The organism is Burkholderia sp. 572 (assembly GCF_040545135.1).
Lineage (GTDB): Bacteria > Pseudomonadota > Gammaproteobacteria > Burkholderiales > Burkholderiaceae > Burkholderia > Burkholderia cepacia.
Genome location: NZ_JBEPLH010000004.1, coordinates 435,967 through 453,514 on the forward strand (window position 1 = coordinate 435,967; position 17,548 = coordinate 453,514).

Here is a 17,548-nt window from a genome sequence, read left to right on the forward strand (position 1 = left end):
CCTCTCCCCGTTGTACGACGGTAGCGTCAGGCATGGCCCCCGTGCCCGCCGTAAGACGTACCGTGGCCGGCGCATCCGCTGGGAGCGGACGACCGGCCGGGTCAGTATACGCAGCCGGTCACGAAACGAGGTTTAAGAATTGTCAGAAAAGCGCGGCCTGGCGCCAGGCGCGGCCGGCAGCATGACGCCGGCCTTCAGCGGCGGCGCATCAGGAACACGAAGGTCTTGTCCTGCGTCGTCGATTCGACGATCTCGTTGCCCGTCTGCTTCGCGAACGCGGCGAAATCGCGCTGCGAACCCGGATCGGTCGCGAGCACCTTGAGGATTTGCCCGCTTTCCATATCGGCAAGCGCTTTCTTGGCACGCAGGATCGGCAACGGGCAATTGAGCCCGCGCGCGTCCACTTCCTTGTGAATCTGCATCGGTTGTCGACCTTCGAATGTCGCGCCACACGCGGCGCGGGAAGAAGCCGCGATTTTACCGCAGCGCCGCCGCGCCTGCCCGGGCAGGCCAAGGCCCGGCACCCGCGGGCACCGGGTTCACGCGCCGGAGAAACCGCCCGCGAGCCGTTCCCGCAGGTGCCGCACGAGCGCGCGCACCGCGCTCGGCACGACCGGGCTGTACGGGCGGATCGCGAAGATGTGGTCGCCGAATGCGCCCGACGGCCGCCAGCCGTCGAGCAACGCGACGAGCCGGCCGGCGTCGAGATCGCGCTGCGCGCTGAAATCCGGCAGCAGCGCGATGCCGAGCCCGCCGAGCGCGGCTTCGCGCATCGCCTCGCTGTTGTTCGCCGCGAAACTGCCGCGCACCGGCACGCTCACGCGCTGGCGCCGCCGGCCGTCGGGCTCGAAGCTCCACGCGGCCGGCTCGTGCTCGCGCAGGTAGCACAGGCAGCTGTGCTCGACGAGTTCGCTCGGGTGCCTCGGCGCGCCGCGCGCGTCGAGGTAGTCGCGGCTCGCGACGAGCAGCGAACGCGTGTCGCACAGCTTCCACGCGACGTGGGTCTGCGGCGCGGTGGTCGTATGGCGGATCGCGAGGTCGAAACCCTCCTGCGTCAGCGAATGCAGCCGGTCCGACAGGTCGAGCTCGATATGCACGCCCGGATGCCGCCGCAGGAAATCGGGCAGGTGCGGCACGACCTGCTGGCGCCCGAGCGCGACCGGCACCGTCACGCGCAGCAGGCCGCGCGGCTCCCCGGCCAGGTCCTTCACGCGCGCGAAGTGCTGCCCGATCGACTCGAACGCGTCGCGCGTGCTGTCGACGAGCGTCTGGCCCGCGTCGGTGAGCCGCACGCTGCGCGTCGTGCGCCGCACGAGCGGCACGCCGGCCGCTTTTTCGAGATCGGCGATACGCTGGCTCATCGCGGCCTTGCTGATGCCGAGCCGCTGCGCGGCGGCCGTGAAACTGCCGGCCGCGGCCAGCACCGTCAGCGAATGGATATGCGGCCAGAGGGCCTGGACATTTTGCTGATTCATCCGCCGATTATTCAGAATTCTGAACAGTGAATCAAGCTGCGCGGCCTTCTCCCGCCCGGCGCGTTTGCCTAGACTGGGTGCCGTCCACCCTACCCGATCCCTCAGGAGACACGATGAATCCGGTTCCCGCGTACACCTCCGACGCCGACGTCGGCCACTATGTCGACGGCGCGCCCGTCTCCGGCCGCAGCGGCCGCTTCCAGGACGTGCTCAATCCGGCGCTCGGCCGCGCGGTGCGCCGCGTCGCGCTCGCCGACGACAGCGAAGTGCAGCAGGCCGTCGCGTCGGCCCATGCCGCGTTCCCCGAGTGGGCCGCGACGCCGCCGATCCGCCGCGCGCGCGTCCTGCATCGCTTCCTGCAACTGATGAACGAGCACCGCGACGCGCTCGCGGCGATCATCACGGCCGAGCACGGCAAGGTGTTCTCCGACGCGCAGGGCGAAGTCGCACGCGGTATCGACATCATCGAATTCGCGTGCGGGGTGCCGCAGCTCCTGAAAGGCGACTTCACCGACCAGGTCAGCACCGGCATCGACAACTGGACGATGCGCCAGCCGCTCGGCGTCGTCGCGGGCGTCACGCCGTTCAACTTCCCGTGCATGGTGCCGTGCTGGATGTTCCCGGTCGCGATCGCGACGGGCAACACGTTCGTGCTGAAGCCGAGCGAGCGCGACCCGTCGGCGGCCTTGTTCATCGCCGACCTGCTCACGCAGGCCGGGTTGCCGGCCGGCGTGTTCAACGTCGTCCAGGGCGACAAGGGGGCGGTCGACGCGCTGCTCGACCACCCGGACGTGCAGGCCGTCAGCTTCGTCGGCTCGACCCCGATCGCGGCCTACGTGCAGCAACGCGCGGTGCAGTCGGGCAAGCGCGTGCAGGCCCTCGGCGGCGCGAAGAACCATCTGGTCGTGATGCCCGATGCGAACCTCGAGCAGGCCGTCGACGCGCTGATCGGCGCCGCGTACGGCTCGGCCGGCGAACGCTGCATGGCGATCAGCGTCGCGGTGCTGGTCGGCGACGTCGCGGACAAGATCGTGCCGCTGGTGGCCGAGCGCGCCCGCAAGCTCGTGATCGGCGACGGGATGTCGCCGGAAGTCGAGATGGGCCCGATCGTCACCGGCGATGCACTCAAGCGCATCGAAGGCTATATCGAGCAAGGCGTGAACGAAGGCGCGCAACTGGTGGTCGACGGCCGCGGGCTGCGCGTGCCGGGCCGCGAGGCAGGCTTCTTCACCGGCGGCACGCTGTTCGACCACGTGACCCCCGACATGCGCATCTACAAGGAAGAAATCTTCGGGCCCGTGCTCGGCTGCGTGCGCGTGAAGGACTTCGGCGAGGCGGTCGACCTGATCAACGCGCACGAGTTCGGCAACGGCGTGTCGTGCTTCACGAGCGACGGCGGCATCGCGCGCGAATTCGCGCGGCGCATCCAGGTCGGGATGGTCGGCATCAACGTGCCGATTCCGGTGCCGATGGCGTGGCATGGCTTCGGCGGCTGGAAGAAGAGCCTGTTCGGCGACATGCACGCCTACGGCGAGGAAGGCGTGCGCTTCTACACGCGCCAGAAGTCGGTGATGCAGCGCTGGTCGTCGAGCATCGGCAAGGGTGCCGAATTCGCGATGCCGACCGCGAAGTAATCGCCTGAAGGCACACCGACGGCCGGTCGCTGGCCGCCGGTTGCCGGTCGCTCCCGCGCCGGTATACCGGCAGGCGACGTCAGCCGGCCTTCGTGCCGTGTGCGCCGTCGGCGGTCGGCAGGTACGATAGTTCGAGCCGATACGCGAGCGCGACGAACAGGCTCTGCGCGAGGCCCATCGTGGCCGTCAGCGCGCGGAAGCCGAACGTCTCGCTGTCCTGCACCATCAGCGTCACCTCGGCCTCCCGTGCAAGCGGGCTCATCCGGCTGTCGGTGATCGCGATCAGCCGCGCGCCGCGCTGCACGGCCTGCTGTGCGACCTGCACGGTTTCCTCCGCATACGGCATGAACGAGATGACGATCATCACGTCGCCCTCGCGCACCGACCGGATCTGCCCGAGATGCATGCTGCCCAGCGCGCTGAACAGCCCGATGCGCTTGTCGGTGTGCTGCAGCGCGTAGTCGAGGTACACGGCGATCGGAAACGCGCGCCGCGAGCCCGCGATCCAGATCGCCTGGGTTTCGGCGAGCAGGTCGACGGCCTGCGCGAGCGCCTGCGAATCGAGCGTCTGCCGCAGCTGCTGCATGCCGGCAATGCTGCCCTTGATGAATTCGTCGGCGATCTGTTCGGGCTGCAGGCTCGACGAGCCCGACTCGATCACGTCGCGCAGTCGCAGGTTGTACGCGCGCCCCGGCGCGATCTGCTGCGCGAGCCCTTCGCGGAACAGCCGCTGCATCTCGGAGAAGCCGGAAAAGCCGAAATGCTTCGCGAAGCGCACCACGGCCGACGGCTGGACGCCGCACGCCTCCGCGAGCGACTGGATGCCTTCCAGGCCAAGCTGGTCCCGATGCGTTTCCACGTGGCGCGCAATCACCTTCAGGCGATTGCTGAGGCCGTCGTACTCCTGCGTCAGGTGCTGCAGGAACTGCTCGACGGTGGCGGGAGGTTTCTCGGATGAACTCATCGGATAGCGCGAAGTTGACGGCCCCGATGCGCGCACGACACTGACGGACGCGGCCCGGGGCTCACCTGAACACATGCATGAAGGGCGAATTTAATCACGTTTGCGGCGCGGCCCGCGCCACGTGCTCGCTCCCACGCGCTCGATCATCACTTGCCTACGCTCCACGGCGATACTGGAAGCGATTGTCCAACGCTCGCGCGGCGTCGTAAAGATTAGGGCGTCTACCAAGCCGGCCATCGGCGAGAAGCGGCGAGAAGCGGCGAGAAACAGCGAGAAACGGCAAAAGCGACAGAAGCGGAGACATGCGGCAGGCAGCCGCCTGCCCCGCAGCCTGCCCGCGCCGCCGGTTCAGCGATAGTCGACCCACACCCCGCCCGCATCGGCGGAGCGCACGCAGTTCTCCACCCAGCGCACGCCTTCCACGCCCGCATGGACATCCGGAAAGCGAATGCTCTTCAACGCCGCGGCGTCGCCGCGATCGGCCGCATCCATCGCAAGCGCGAAGCGCGCATAGAGATTCGACCAGGCCTCGAACAGCCCCTCCGGATGCCCGGCACCGATGCGATCTTCGCGCAATGCGTGCGGATGCAGATAACCCATCCCGCGATCGAGCACCTGGGCGGGCTGCCCCTGCACTTCGTAGCGCAACTGGTTCGGATGCTCGTCCCACCATTCGACGCTCGCCTTCGCGCCGATCACCCTCACCTTCTGGCCGTGCATCGAGCCCGCGTTCACCGCGCTCGACCACACGTAACCGACCGCGCCCGTGTCGTACTCCATGATCGTGAACGCGTTGTCCTCGAGCGGCGCGCGGCTCTTCACGAAGCTCTGCCGCGAGCACATCAGCCGCCGGATCTTCAGCTCGGGCGCCATCACTTCGGAGATGTACAGCGGATGCGTGCCGATGTCGCCGAGCACGTAACTCGGGCCCGCGAACTTCGGGTCGACGCGCCAGCGCGCGGCCGCGCTCGCGGCCTCGACGCCCTCGCTGTGGAACCCGTGTGCGAACTGCATCTGCACGATGCGGATCTCGCCGAGATCGCCGCGCGCGATCATCTCGCGCGCCTGTTCGATCATCTGGTGTCCGGAATAGCCGTACGCGACGCCGACGATCCGGTTCTTCTCGACCGACAGCCGCTGCAGCGCCTCGGCCTCCTCGGTCGTGAAGCACAGCGGCTTCTCGCAGACCACGTGCAGCCCCGCGTTCAGCGCGGCGCGGCAGATCTCGAAGTGCGTGTTGTTCGGTGTCGCGATCGACACCGCGCGGATGCCGTCCGGGCGGCGCGCCTCGGCGTCGAACATCGTCGCGTAGTCGGGATAGCAGCGCTCGGCGGCGACGCCGAGCTTCACGCCGAACTGGCGGCCGCGTTCGGGATCGATGTCGAACGCACCGGCGACCAGCTGGAAGCTGCCGTCGCGCAACGCGGCCGACCGGTGGCTGTAGCCGATCTGGCTGCCGAGCCCGCCGCCGACCATGCCCCAGCGAATCGAATGTCCAAGCAGAATCTGTCCGTCAATCATGATGGTGATGTTCCTGGTCCGTGTTCAGGGTGTTCAGGGGTGCAACGCGCGGTGGATCATGCGAAGCCGGCCGACGCGAGAAACGCGCGGCTCGCGGCGACGTCGCGCAGGCTCGTGCCGGCATTGCGCGGGTCGCGCTCCTGTTCGATCGTGATGTACCCGGCGTAACCGATGTCGTCGAGCGCGCGGCGGATCGCCCGGTAGTCGAGCACGCCGGTGCCGATCGGGCACATCACGCCGCGCGCGCACGCGGCGAAGAACGCGATGTGCTCGCCCATCACCGCGTCGTACACGGCCGCGTCGATATCCTTGAAGTGCACATAGTCGAGGCGCGCCGCATGGCGGCGCAGCCAGGCTTCCGGGTCCATGCCCGAGTAATGCAGGTGGCCGGTATCCAGACAGAGGCCGGCCGTGTCGGCCGGAATGTCGGCGACGATCCGGTCGATCTCGTCCGCGAATTCGATGTAGCCGCCCGCATGCGGATGGATCACCGTGCGCACGCCGAATTCGTCGCGCGCGATCGTCGCGATCTGCCGGATGTGCTCGACCATGCCGGCCCAGCGTGCGCCGGACAGCCGCGGCGCGCGATCGGCGTGGCCGGCCGCGTAGTCGCGTTCTTCATGCCCCCAGTCGATCACGACCAGGTACGGCGCCGCGTAGCGCTGGCCGTCCTGCGTCGGCAGTTTCGGCAGCCGCGTGATCAGCGCGCAGATCTCGCGCGTCTGGCGCAACAGGTTCGGCAGGTTCTCCGGCGCCACGAGATCGTCGAAGATCGTACCGGCGGTGATGCTCAGGCGCTGCCGCTCGAGCTCGGCGCTCACCACGTCGAGTTCGAGCGGGATGTAGCCGTACGGCCCGAGCTCGATGCCCGAGTAGCCGGCCTGCGCGGCCTCGGCGAGCACCTGCCGCCACGGCGGCAGGTGCGGGTTCTTCACGTCGTCGACACCCCAGCAGCACGGTGCGCAACCCATCTTCATCGTCATGTCGGTCAGTCCGGCAGGTAGGTAGGCGGCTGCGGTTCAGCCGCGATAGAACGCGGGGCGTTCGGCCATCGCGATCGATTCGACCGCCCCGCTCTTTTGCGCACGCACGCATGCGTCGGCCGCGACCGCCGCCGCGTAGCCGTCCCAGGCCGACGGCCCGGTGAGCGCGTGCGCGCGCACGCCGTCGATGAACGCCTGCAGCTCGACGTCGTACGATGCGATGAAGCGCTCCTTCCAGTCAGTCATGATCTCGACCGACTGCCGCGCCGCATGCTTGAGCCCCACCGCCGGCGGATCGGGCAGCTTCGCGATGCCCTGCTCGCCGACCACCTCGCACTGGATGTCGTAGCCGTACTGGCAGTTCACGAAGATCTCGACGTCGATGCGCACGCCGCTCGCGGTTTCCAGCAACACGATCTGCGGATCGGCGAGATGCGACGATGCATGGCGCGTCTTCTTCGGATAGACGACCTGCGTGCTCACGTAGTCCTCGCCGAGCAGCCAGCGCAGCACGTCGAGTTCGTGAATCAGCGTGTCGGTGATCGCCATGTCGGTCGTGTAACGCTCGCCGACCGACTGGTTGCGGTGCGCGCAATGCAGCATCAAGGGCGCGCCGATCTCGCCGCTGTCGATCACGCGCTTGAGCGCGCGATAGCCTTCGTCGTACGGACGCATGAAGCCGACCTGCACGAGCCGCTTGCCGTGCGCGACTTCCGCTTCGACGATCCGCATGCAGCCTTCCGCCGTGACGGCGAGCGGCTTCTCGCAGAACACGGGCTTGCCGTGCGCGATCGCGTCGAGCACGAACGCTTCGTGCGTCGGCCCCCACGACGTGACGAGCACGGCCTGCACGTCGGCGGCCGCGACCACCTCGTGGCCGTCGGCGTAGATCTCGGCATCGAGCCCGTACTTCGTCACCGCGTCGCGCGCCTGCTGCGGATCGATGTCGTTGACGGCCACGACACGCGCGCCGGACAGCGTGCGGGTCAGTCTGCGGATGTGGTCCTGGCCGATCGCGCCGCAGCCGATCACGCCGATTTGCAAGGTCATCTAACAGTCTCCAGTCGTTCATCTGCGGTGCGACACCCGCCGCACCGGCCAGCAACAGGTCAGCGCGCGGTGCGATCGAAAAAACGATCGACGTAGCGCCGGATCGTGTCGCGCATGTAGCGCGACGACGCTTCCGCGCGGTCCTCCCACGCGAACACGCACGACGACATCACGCCGTCGAAGCCTGCCGCGCCGAGCGCGCGGAAGAACACGTCCCAGTCGATCTCGCCCTGCCCGATGTCGAGATGCTGGTGCACGCGGATCTGGTTCGAACCGGGCGGGTTCACGATGTAGCGCAGCTGGCTGCTCTTGCGGTGGTCGAAGGTGTCGGCCACGCGCACGTGCGCGAGGATCGGCGCGGCCTGCGCGATCATCGCGGCCATGTCGTCGCCGTAGTAGAACGTGTGCGGCGCGATGTACGACAGCTTCAGCGACGGCGAGCCGATGTTCGTGACGATGTCGATCGCCGGCTGCAGCTGCTCGATCCAGTCCTCCGGATGCGGCTCGACCGACAGCACGATGCGTTCGCGCTCGAGGATCGGCAGCAGCTCGTCCATCGAACGGAACCACGCGGCTTCGCACAGCTCCTTCGGGTTCGCGCCCGGCCGTTCGCCGACCGAGCGCTCGGGCGACGCGCCGCGCCCGAACTCCGACACCATCAGCGCGCACTCCATCTCGACCGCCACCTCGATCGCCTTCTTCCAGCAGCGCACGGCCCATAACCGCTCGTCCTCGAACGGGCTCGCCCAGCGGTACATCGGCTGCAGCGACGCAAGGCCGACGCCGCTCGCGCGCATCGCCTGCCGGAAAGCGGCCATCCGCTCGCGCGTCGCGCGCGGCATCACCCACCAGTCGAGAAAGTCGCTGCGCGGCGACAGCTCGATCTGGTCGTAGCCGAGCTCGGCCACCGCGTGCGGCAGGCGGTCGAGCGGCAGGTGGCGAATCATGTAGGGGTCCAGCGCGATCTTCATCGAAAGTCCTCGGCGATAGCGGGTTCGGGACGAACGCGGCGGCACGTGCCGCCCCCGTCCGGCGATGCATGACGGTCAGCGGCGCTTCTTCTTGTTGCGGTACTGGTCGGCGATCACGGCCGCGACGATGATCGCGCCCTTGACCATCTCCTGGTAATACGCGTCGATGCGGATGAACGTGAAGCCCGACGTCATCACGCCGAGGATCAGCACGCCGATCACGGTGCCCGTCACGCGGCCGAGCCCGCCCGACAGCGACGTGCCGCCGATCACGACGGCCGCGATCGCGTCGAGTTCGTACATCACGCCCATGCCCGACTGGCCCGAGATCGCGCGCGCGGCGGTCACGGTGCCGGCGATCCCGCTCAGCAGGCCCGCGATCGCGTAGACGAAGATCAGGTGGCGCGTGACGTTGATGCCCGACACGACCGCCGCGTGACGGTTCGCGCCGATCGCGTACGTGTACTTGCCGAAGCGCGTGTAGCGCAGCACGACGTGGAAGATCGCGGCGATCACGAGGAAGATGATCACCGGATTGGCGCCTGCGCCGATGGCCGCGAACTGGTCGGTCAGCATCGACACGGGCATCCCGTTGGTGAACCACTTCGCGAACCCGCGCGCGGCGACCATCGTGCCGAGCGTCGCGATGAACGGCGGGATGCCGGTCATCGCGATCAGCGAGCCGTTCAGCAGGCCGACCAGCAGCCCGACGCACACGCCGGCCAGCACGGGCCAGATGATCGGCAGGTCGGTCAGGTGCGGGAACACCGCGCGCGGGAAGTCGGACACCTGCGCGAGGCTTGCCGACACGACCGCCGCGGCGGCCACGACCGAGCCCGACGACAGGTCGATCCCGCTGGTGATGATCACGAGGTTCACGCCGACCGCGATGATGCCGATCACGGCCATCTGCAGCACGATGATCTCGAGCCGCTCGGTATTGAACAGGAAGCTCTGGCCGACGACGATCCAGCCGACGATCTCGAAGAACAGGCTGATGCCGACGAGCACGAGGAAAATGCTCAGTTCGGGCGGCCACTTCATGTGCCGCGCCTTGATCGTCATGGTCTGCGCATCCGCAGCCGGATTCAGGTTGCCCATTTCATTTGTCTCCAGTCTTGTTTCGGCTCAGCGCGACGCGAGATCCATGATGCGGACCTGGTCGGCGTCCTTGCGATCGACGATGCCGGTCATGCGCCCTTCGTGCATCACCATCACGCGATCGCTCATTCCCAGCACTTCCGGCATTTCCGACGAGATCATCAGCACCGCGACGCCCTTGCCGGCGAGCGCGCTGACGAGCCGGTGAATCTCGGCCTTCGCGCCGACGTCGATGCCGCGCGTCGGTTCGTCGAGGATCAGGATGCGCGGCTGCGTGAGCAGCCACCGGCCGATCAGCACCTTCTGCTGGTTGCCGCCCGACAGGTTCTGGATCTCCTCGTGCAGCCCGGGCGACTTCACGCGCAGCATCCGGCTCATTTCCTCGCAGTCGCGCTTCAACTGCGCCTGCCGCACGAAATTGAACTTCACGTAGCGGTTGCTGAGCACCGCCGCTTCCATGTTCGCGAGCAGGTCGAGATTCAGGAAGCAGCCGGTGTCCTTGCGATCCTCGGTGAGGAAGGCCATCCCGTGCTTCATCGCCTGCGCGGGTGTCGCGATCCGCACCGGCTTGCCGTCGATCCGGATCTCGCCCGACGTGGCCGGCACGACGCCGAACAGCGCCTCCGCGACGTTCGAGCGCCCCGAGCCGACGAGGCCCGCCACGCCGAGGATCTCGCCCGCGCGCAGCTCGAAGCTCACGTCGCGGAACACGCCGTCGACGCCGAGGTTCTTCACCGACAGCACGACGTCGCCGATCGGCACCTCCTCCTTCGGGAACATCTGCGTGATCTCGCGCCCGACCATCATGCGGATGATGTCGTCGCGCGTGACGTCGCTCGACGCATGCGTGCCGATGTACTTGCCGTCGCGGAACACCGAGAACTCGTCGGCGATCTCGAACAGCTCGTTCATCTTGTGCGTGATGTAGACGATGCCCTTGCCCTGCTCGCGCAGCTGGCGAATGATCCGGAACAGGTGCGTGACTTCCTTGTCGGTCAGCGCGGAAGTCGGCTCGTCCATGATCAGCACGTCCGAGTCGAACGACACGGCCTTCGCGATCTCGACCATCTGGCGGCTCGCGACCGTCAGCGTGCGCACGTCGGTTTCCGGATCGATGTCGATCGACAGCCGCTCGAACAGCGCGGCCGTCTGACGGCGCAGCGCCGCGTGATCGATCAGGCCGAAGCGGTTCTTCGGTTCGCGGCGGATCCAGATGTTCTCCGCGACCGTCATGTACGGCATCAGGTTGAGTTCCTGGTGAATCATCGCGATGCCGCGGTCGAGCGCATCGAGCGGGCCGTTCAGCACGACCGGCTCGCCGTTGATCAGGATTTCGCCCTGGTCGGGCGTGTAGACGCCCGCGATGATCTTCATCAGCGTCGACTTGCCCGCGCCGTTCTCGCCCATCAGTGCATGGACGGTGCCGCGACGCACGCGGAACTGCACGCCGTCGAGCGCGACGACGCCCGGAAAGGACTTGCCGACACCGCGCACCTCGAGCACGCAGTCGGCCGCGGAAGAAGCCGGCGGGGCCGACGAGCCGGACAAACCCGACGCACCGGCCGACGCATCGTCGCCGGCCATCGGGCGCGCGATCCTGGCTGTAAACATGGACGTTCCTCGACGAGTCGCGCGCGTGCCCGGTCATGCCGGGCACGCGCAGTTCAACGGATCACCGGTCAGTGCTTCGCGTACTGGCTCATGTTCTCGGGCGTCACGAGCTCGAACGGCACGTTTACGTAGCGGTCGACGGGCTGCTTCTTCGCGAGCTTGAGCGCGGCCGCGACGGCCTGCTGCCCCTGCCCGGACGCGTTCTGGTACACCGACACCTTCAGCTCGCCGCTCTTCATCGAGGCGAGCCCGTCGGGCGTCGCGTCGATGCCGGCGACGATCGTCTTCGGCGTCCACTTGCGCGCGGCCTTCAGCGCATTGATCGCGCCGATCGCCATCTCGTCGTTGTTGGAGATGATCGCGTCGTACTTCGTGCCGGAGCTCAGCCAGTTCATCGTGATGTCCTGGCCCTGCGTGCGGCTCCACTTGCCCTCGCGCTTGTCGACGATCTTCATGCCCGCGCAATCCTTCGTCGCGATCACGTCCTCGATGTCTTTCGTGCGGGCGCGCGCCGATTCGTTGGACAGCTCGCCCATCAGCACGAGGAGGTCGCCCTTGCCGCCGAGCAGCTTGCACACCTGGCGCGCCTGCAGCGTGCCCGACTGCTTCTCGTCGGACGCGACGACCGCGACGCCGGCCGGCAGCTTGTCGAAATCGACCGGCTTGCGGTTCACGTAGACGAGCGGAATCTTCGCGGCCGTCACCATCTTCGTGATCTTCGGCGTCGCGTCGGTATCGACCGCGTTCACGATGATCGCGTCGACCTTCTGCGCAATCATGTTCTGGACCTGGCTCAACTGCTTGCCGACGTCGTTGCCGCCGTCCTCGATCTGCACCGTCGCGCCGTCCTTCTTCGCCGAATCGGCGATGCTGTTGCGCAGGATGGTCAGGAACGTGTCGTCGAACGACGCCATCGTCACGCCGATCTTCTCGGCATGCGCGAGCGGCGCAGCCAGGATCGCGGCGGCCGCGACGGCCATCAGCTTGGTCTTCATGATCAATCTGTCTCCTCATCTCCGGGGGCGGAAGACGGCGCGTTGCGCGCCGCCGGGCCGAGTCCGATCGAATCCGATACGGACTGAAGCATCCGGATGAAACTGTAGATCACTTCCTCGAAAATTTGGAAATTTATTTCTACGTGATTTCACCTAGGGAACTGGATTTCCAAAAAGTCTAGACTGCGTCCGTAGCCCGATTCCTTGCGGCAGGCAATCCCGCGTCGTGCAATACACGGTGCGGACGGTCGCGACAGGATCGGCCCCCTAATCCGCCGGCATTGCCGAACGCCGGCCGCGAGCGTGACACGTGATATGAGCCTGCTGAACTTTCCGAGTGACCGCCCCATCGATCTCGCCTGCCTCGGCCGCGTGGCCGTGGATCTCTATGCGCAGCAGTACGGCAGCCGCCTCGAAGACGCGCGCAGCTTCCAGATGTATCTCGGCGGCTCGTCCGGCAACGTCGCGTTCGGCGTGGCGCGGCTCGGGCTGAAGACCGCGATGATCTCGCGCGTCGGCGACGAGCAGATGGGCCGCTTCCTGCGCGAGACGCTCGAGCGCGAAGGCTGCGACACGAGCCAGCTGCAGACCGACCGCGAACGCCTCACCGCGCTGGTGCTGCTCGGGCTGAAGGATCGCGACACGTTCCCGCTGCTGTTCGTGCGCGAGAACTGCGCGGACATGGCCGTGCGCGCCGACGAGATCAGCGAGGACTTCATCGCCGGCTGCCGCGCGCTCGCGATCACCGGCACGCATCTGTCGACGCCGGGCACGCGCGAGGCGTCGCTGACCGCGCTCGGTTATGCGCGCCGCCATGGCGTCGTGCGGATTCTCGACATCGACTACCGGCCCGTACTGTGGGGCCTGACCGCGCGCGGCGCGGGCGAGAACCGCTACGTGCCGGACGCGCAGGTGACGCGTCAGCTGCAGCAGGTGCTCGGCGAATTCGACCTGCTGGTCGGCACCGAGGAGGAATTCCTGATCGCGGGCGGCGTGCCGCATGACCTGATCGGGTCGTTGCAGGCGGTGCGCGCCATCACGAACGCGACGCTGGTCGTCAAGCGCGGCGCGCTCGGCTGCTGCGTGATCGAGGGCGACATTCCCGCCCGCATCGACGATGCGCCGACCTTCCTCGGCGAACGCGTCGAGGTGCTCAACGTGCTCGGCGCGGGCGACGCGTTCCTGTCGGGCCTGCTGTCGGGGCTGCTGCGCGGCCGCGACTGGGCCGAGTCGACGCGCATCGCGAACGCGTGCGGCGCGATCGTCGTATCGCGCCACGCGTGCTCCGCGGCGATGCCGACGCCGGCCGAGCTTGCGCACTGGTTCGACGGCAACCGCAATCCGGTGGTCGATGCCGATCACACGCTCGCGCACCTGCATCGCGTGACGGTGCCGCGCCGCGAATGGGACGACCTGTGCGTGATGGCGTTCGATCATCGCAGCCAGTTCTACGAACTCGCGGTGCAGGCCGGCGCCGACGAAGCGCGGATCAGGACGCTGAAGCGCCTGCTCGTGCGCGCGGTCGAGCAGGTCGAGCGCGATCGCCGGATCGAAGGCCACGTCGGCGTGCTGATCGACGGCGGCGGCTACGGCAGCGACGCGCTGGCGTCGGCCACCGGGCGCGGCTGGTGGGTCGGCCGCCCGGTCGAGCTGCCGGGCTCCCGGCCGCTGCGCTTCGACGAAACGCGCTCGGTCGGCTCGTCGCTGACGCACTGGCCGACCGAACAGGTCGTGAAGTGCCTCGTTCACTATCATCCGGACGACCAGGTCGACCTGCGCGTCGAACAGGAGCAGCGCGTGCTGGAACTATGGGAAGCCACGCGCGCCAGCGGCAACGAACTGCTGCTGGAAATGATTCCGCCGCGCGCGGTCACGCCGGCCGGCACCGAGGACGACGCGGTGCTGCGCACGATCGCGCGCTTCTACAACCTCGGCGTGAAACCCGAATGGTGGAAGCTCACGCCGCTGAGCGCCGACGGCTGGGCACGGCTCGCCGCGCTGATCGCCGAGCGCGACCCGCACTGCCGCGGCGCGGTGATCCTCGGGCTGAACCAGCCGCTGCAATACCTCGTCGACAGCTTCCGCTCGGCGACCAACCCGATCGTCAAGGGCTTCATGGTCGGGCGCACGCTGTGGGCCGATGCGTCGCTGAACTGGTTCGCCGGCCGGATCGACGACCAGGCGCTGATCGATGAAGTGGCCGGCAACTTCGCGCAGCTCGTGGATGCGTGGCTCGGCCGCCGTGCGGCGGCCGCCCGCGCCGCCGCGGCGTGACATGACATGACGTGACGTGACGTGACGCGACACGAAGCGACGCCCGCGATGATCCACCCGAATCCTCTTCACCGACCGACATGACCTCTACCGTAAGACTGACCGTCAGCCAGGCGCTCGTGCGCTACCTGGCCGCCCTGCGCGCCGAAGTCGTCCAGCCCGACGGCCGCGTCGAGATCCTGCCCTACTGCGGCGGCGTGTTCGCGATCTTCGGCCACGGCAACGTGGCCGGGCTCGGCGAGGCGCTGCACGCCGAAAAAGACCGGCTGCCGACGTTCCGCGCGCACAACGAGCAAGGGATGGCGAACGCGGCGATCGCGTTCGCGAAAGCGAACTTCCGCCAGCGGATGATGGCCGCGACGTCGAGCATCGGCCCGGGCGCGACCAACATGCTGACCTCCGCCGCGCTCGCGCACGTCGGCCGCCTGCCGCTGCTGCTGCTGCCCGGCGACGTGTTCGTGTCGCGCCTGCCCGACCCGGTGCTGCAACAAGTCGAGGATTTCGAACAGGGCGACGTCAGCGCGAACGACTGCTTCCGGCCGGTGACGCGCTACTTCGACCGGATCACGTCGCCCGAGCAGCTGCTCGTCGCGCTGCCGCGTGCGATCCAGGTGATGACCGACCCCGCGCAGTGCGGCCCCGTGTGCCTCGCGCTGCCGCAGGACGTGCAGACCTTCGCGTACGACTGGCCCGAGGATTTCTTCGCGCCGCCGGTGATCCGGATGCGCCGGCCGCCGGCCGACGCGCTCGAGCTCGCCGATGCGCTCGACGTGCTGAAGGCCGCGAAGAAGCCGCTGATCGTCGCGGGCGGCGGCGTGCTGTACAGCCAGGCGTGGGACGCGCTGCGTGCGTTCGCCGATACGCATGGCGTGCCGGTCGCGGAATCGCAGGCCGGCAAGGGCAGCCTCGCGTGGGACCACCCGCTGAACCTCGGCTCGATCGGCGTGACGGGCTCGCCCGCCGCGAACCGCGCGGCCGCGCAGGCCGACGTGGTGTTCGCGGTCGGCACGCGGCTGCAGGACTTCACGACCGGCTCGCATGCGCTCTACGGCGCCGCGACGCTGCTGAGCCTGAACGTGCAGCCGTTCGACGCGGGCAAGAAACGCGGCCGGCAACTCGTCGCCGACGCACGCACGGGCCTCGGCCAGCTGTCGGCCGCGCTGGCCGGCTGGCATGCCGATCCGGCATGGACGGCCAGCAACCGCGACCAGGCCGCCGCATGGAACGCACGCGTGACCGAACTCACGACGCGCGTGCCGAACGACACGCTGCCCTACGACGCGGAAGTGATCGGCGCGGTGCGCGACTCCGCGGCCGACGCGGGGCGCGACAGCGCGCGCGACGACCTCGTGGTGTGCGCGGCCGGCACGCTGCCGGCCGAACTGCACAAGCTGTGGCGCAGCGGCGTGCCGGGCAACTACCACATGGACTACGCGTACTCGTGCATGGGCTACGAGGTCGCGGGCGGCCTCGGCGCGAAGCTCGCGCGGCCCGAGCGCGAAGTGATCGTGATCGTCGGCGACGGCTCGTACATGATGCTCAACGCGGAACTCGCGACCTCCGTGATGCTCGGCCGCAAGATCGTCGTCGTGATCCTCGACAACCGCGGCTACGGCTGCATCGAGCGGCTACAACTCAATTGCGGCGGCGCGAGCTTCAACAACATGCTCGACGATTGCGTGCCCGAAGGCGGCGAACGCTCGACCATCGACTTCGCGATGCATGCGCGCGCGATGGGCGCCGAAGCCGTGCACGTGCGCGATATCGGCGAACTGCGCAGTGAAATGAAGCGCGCCCGCGGAGCGAAGAAGAGCCAGGTGCTCGTGATCGACACCACGCACCGGCGCACGACCGACGACGGCGGCGCATGGTGGGAAGTCGCCGTGCCGCAGGTGTCCGAACGCGCCGGCGTCGAGGACGCGCACCGCGCGTATCTCGACGCGAAGACCCGGCAGCGGCGCTGATGACGCACGCTGCCCACGCACCCTCCCCGCGAAAAACACATTCGAACCAAGGAAGCCCGTCATGAGCTGGAACGTCCGCATCGGTATCAATCCCCTGTCGTGGATGAACGACGACCTGCCGTCGCTCGGCGGCGAGACGCCGCTCGAAACGGCGCTGAAGGAAGGCGCCGAAATCGGCTATGCGGGCTTCGAGCTCGGCAACAAGTTTCCGAAGACGGGCCCCGAGCTGAAGGCGAAACTCGCCGGGTTCGGGCTCGTGTGCGTGTCGGGCTGGTATTCGGGCTTCCTCGCGGAAGTCGCGCCGGGCATGAGCGACGCCGATGCGGTCGCCGCGGAGATCGAGCGCTGCCGCGCGCACATGACGAAGCTGCAGTACAACGACGTGAACGTGGTCGTGTACGGCGAATGCGCGGGCACGATCCAGGGCAACATCGACACGCCGGTCGCGAAGCGGCCGCGCTTCGTCGACGAAGACGCATGGCGGCGCTACGCGGCACGCCTCGACGCATTCGGCGCGCACCTGCTCGCGACCTACGGCATCAAGCTCGCCTACCATCACCACATGGGCGCATACGTCGAATCGCCCGACGACGTCGACCGGCTGATGGCGCTGACCGATCCGGCGAAGGTGTTCCTGCTGTTCGATACCGGCCACGCGTATTTCGGCGGCGCGGCCGACCCGGTGACGCTGTTGAAGAAACACGTATCGCGCGTGGTCCACGTGCATTGCAAGGACGTGCGGCCGCAGGTCGTCACGCAGGCGCGCAACGACGGCTGGAGCTTCCTGAACGGCGTGATCAACGGCACCTTCACGGTGCCCGGCGACGGCGCGCTCGACTACGAGGCGACGCTGCGCACGCTGAAGGATGCCGGCTACGAAGGCTGGCTCGTCGTCGAGGCCGAGCAGGATCCGGCCGTCGCGCCGAGCTATGCGTATGCGAAGAAGGGCTACGAATCGCTGCGCGCGATCGTCGACCGGTTGAGCGCGTGAGCCGTGTCCCCCCC

General features: G+C 68.0%; 14 protein-coding genes. 4 read left to right on the forward strand and 10 right to left on the reverse strand.

Annotated features, from left to right (window positions below):
• Nucleotides 1-194 precede the first annotated feature (194 nt).
• Both ABIC51_RS10675 and ABIC51_RS10680 read right to left on the reverse strand, forming a co-directional pair.
• Nucleotides 195-422: a sulfurtransferase TusA family protein gene (locus tag ABIC51_RS10675; RefSeq protein ID WP_006402122.1), complete on the reverse strand. Its 228-nt coding sequence runs from the start codon at nt 420-422 to the stop codon at nt 195-197.
• 117 nt (nt 423-539) lie between these two features.
• On the reverse strand, nt 540-1,475 hold the full coding sequence (locus tag ABIC51_RS10680; protein WP_027787735.1) for a LysR family transcriptional regulator: 936 nt from the start codon (nt 1,473-1,475) through the stop codon (nt 540-542).
• 113 nt (nt 1,476-1,588) lie between these two features.
• On the opposite strand from ABIC51_RS10680, the gene ABIC51_RS10685 reads away from it, so the two are divergent.
• Nucleotides 1,589-3,109, forward strand: coding sequence for a CoA-acylating methylmalonate-semialdehyde dehydrogenase (locus ABIC51_RS10685; RefSeq protein ID WP_354006474.1), 1,521 nt, complete (start codon nt 1,589-1,591; stop codon nt 3,107-3,109).
• A gap of 79 nt (nt 3,110-3,188) precedes the next feature.
• Here ABIC51_RS10685 and ABIC51_RS10690 read toward each other — a convergent pair whose 3' ends face one another.
• The 8 genes from ABIC51_RS10690 to ABIC51_RS10725 form a co-directional block, all read right to left on the reverse strand.
• Nucleotides 3,189-4,073, reverse strand: coding sequence for a MurR/RpiR family transcriptional regulator (locus ABIC51_RS10690; protein WP_021162369.1), 885 nt, complete (start codon nt 4,071-4,073; stop codon nt 3,189-3,191).
• A 348-nt stretch (nt 4,074-4,421) separates the two neighbouring features.
• The gene (locus ABIC51_RS10695; RefSeq protein ID WP_027787737.1) at nt 4,422-5,594 is read right to left on the reverse strand and encodes a Gfo/Idh/MocA family protein; all 1,173 of its coding nucleotides are present in this window, start codon (nt 5,592-5,594) and stop codon (nt 4,422-4,424) included.
• A 56-nt stretch (nt 5,595-5,650) separates the two neighbouring features.
• Nucleotides 5,651-6,577 (reverse strand): TIM barrel protein, encoded by a 927-nt coding sequence (locus ABIC51_RS10700; protein WP_175854843.1) that lies wholly within the window; start codon nt 6,575-6,577, stop codon nt 5,651-5,653.
• A 36-nt stretch (nt 6,578-6,613) separates the two neighbouring features.
• A complete protein-coding gene (gene iolG / locus ABIC51_RS10705) occupies nt 6,614-7,627 on the reverse strand; it encodes a bifunctional inositol 2-dehydrogenase/D-chiro-inositol 1-dehydrogenase (protein ID WP_021162372.1) in 1,014 nt (337 codons plus the stop codon).
• A gap of 59 nt (nt 7,628-7,686) precedes the next feature.
• Nucleotides 7,687-8,598: a sugar phosphate isomerase/epimerase family protein gene (locus ABIC51_RS10710; protein ID WP_049096986.1), complete on the reverse strand. Its 912-nt coding sequence runs from the start codon at nt 8,596-8,598 to the stop codon at nt 7,687-7,689.
• Nucleotides 8,599-8,673: 75 nt separating this feature from the next.
• Nucleotides 8,674-9,699, reverse strand: coding sequence for an ABC transporter permease (locus ABIC51_RS10715; RefSeq protein WP_021162374.1), 1,026 nt, complete (start codon nt 9,697-9,699; stop codon nt 8,674-8,676).
• Nucleotides 9,700-9,726: 27 nt separating this feature from the next.
• Nucleotides 9,727-11,310, reverse strand: coding sequence for a sugar ABC transporter ATP-binding protein (locus tag ABIC51_RS10720; RefSeq protein ID WP_124818922.1), 1,584 nt, complete (start codon nt 11,308-11,310; stop codon nt 9,727-9,729).
• A gap of 68 nt (nt 11,311-11,378) precedes the next feature.
• A complete protein-coding gene (locus ABIC51_RS10725; protein WP_027787741.1) occupies nt 11,379-12,305 on the reverse strand; it encodes a sugar ABC transporter substrate-binding protein in 927 nt (308 codons plus the stop codon).
• A gap of 315 nt (nt 12,306-12,620) precedes the next feature.
• Between ABIC51_RS10725 and ABIC51_RS10730 the strand changes: the two genes are divergently transcribed.
• The 3 genes from ABIC51_RS10730 to iolE all read left to right on the forward strand — a co-directional run bounded on the left by ABIC51_RS10730 (nt 12,621) and on the right by iolE (nt 17,534).
• Nucleotides 12,621-14,579, forward strand: a complete 1,959-nt coding sequence (locus ABIC51_RS10730; protein ID WP_175901714.1) for a bifunctional 5-dehydro-2-deoxygluconokinase/5-dehydro-2-deoxyphosphogluconate aldolase — start codon at nt 12,621-12,623, stop codon at nt 14,577-14,579.
• Nucleotides 14,580-14,659: 80 nt separating this feature from the next.
• Nucleotides 14,660-16,543, forward strand: a complete 1,884-nt coding sequence (gene iolD / locus ABIC51_RS10735) for a 3D-(3,5/4)-trihydroxycyclohexane-1,2-dione acylhydrolase (decyclizing) (RefSeq protein ID WP_175901716.1) — start codon at nt 14,660-14,662, stop codon at nt 16,541-16,543.
• Between the two features lie 61 nt (nt 16,544-16,604).
• On the forward strand, nt 16,605-17,534 hold the full coding sequence (gene iolE, locus ABIC51_RS10740) for a myo-inosose-2 dehydratase (protein WP_059699022.1): 930 nt from the start codon (nt 16,605-16,607) through the stop codon (nt 17,532-17,534).
• Nucleotides 17,535-17,548: the final 14 nt, after the last annotated feature.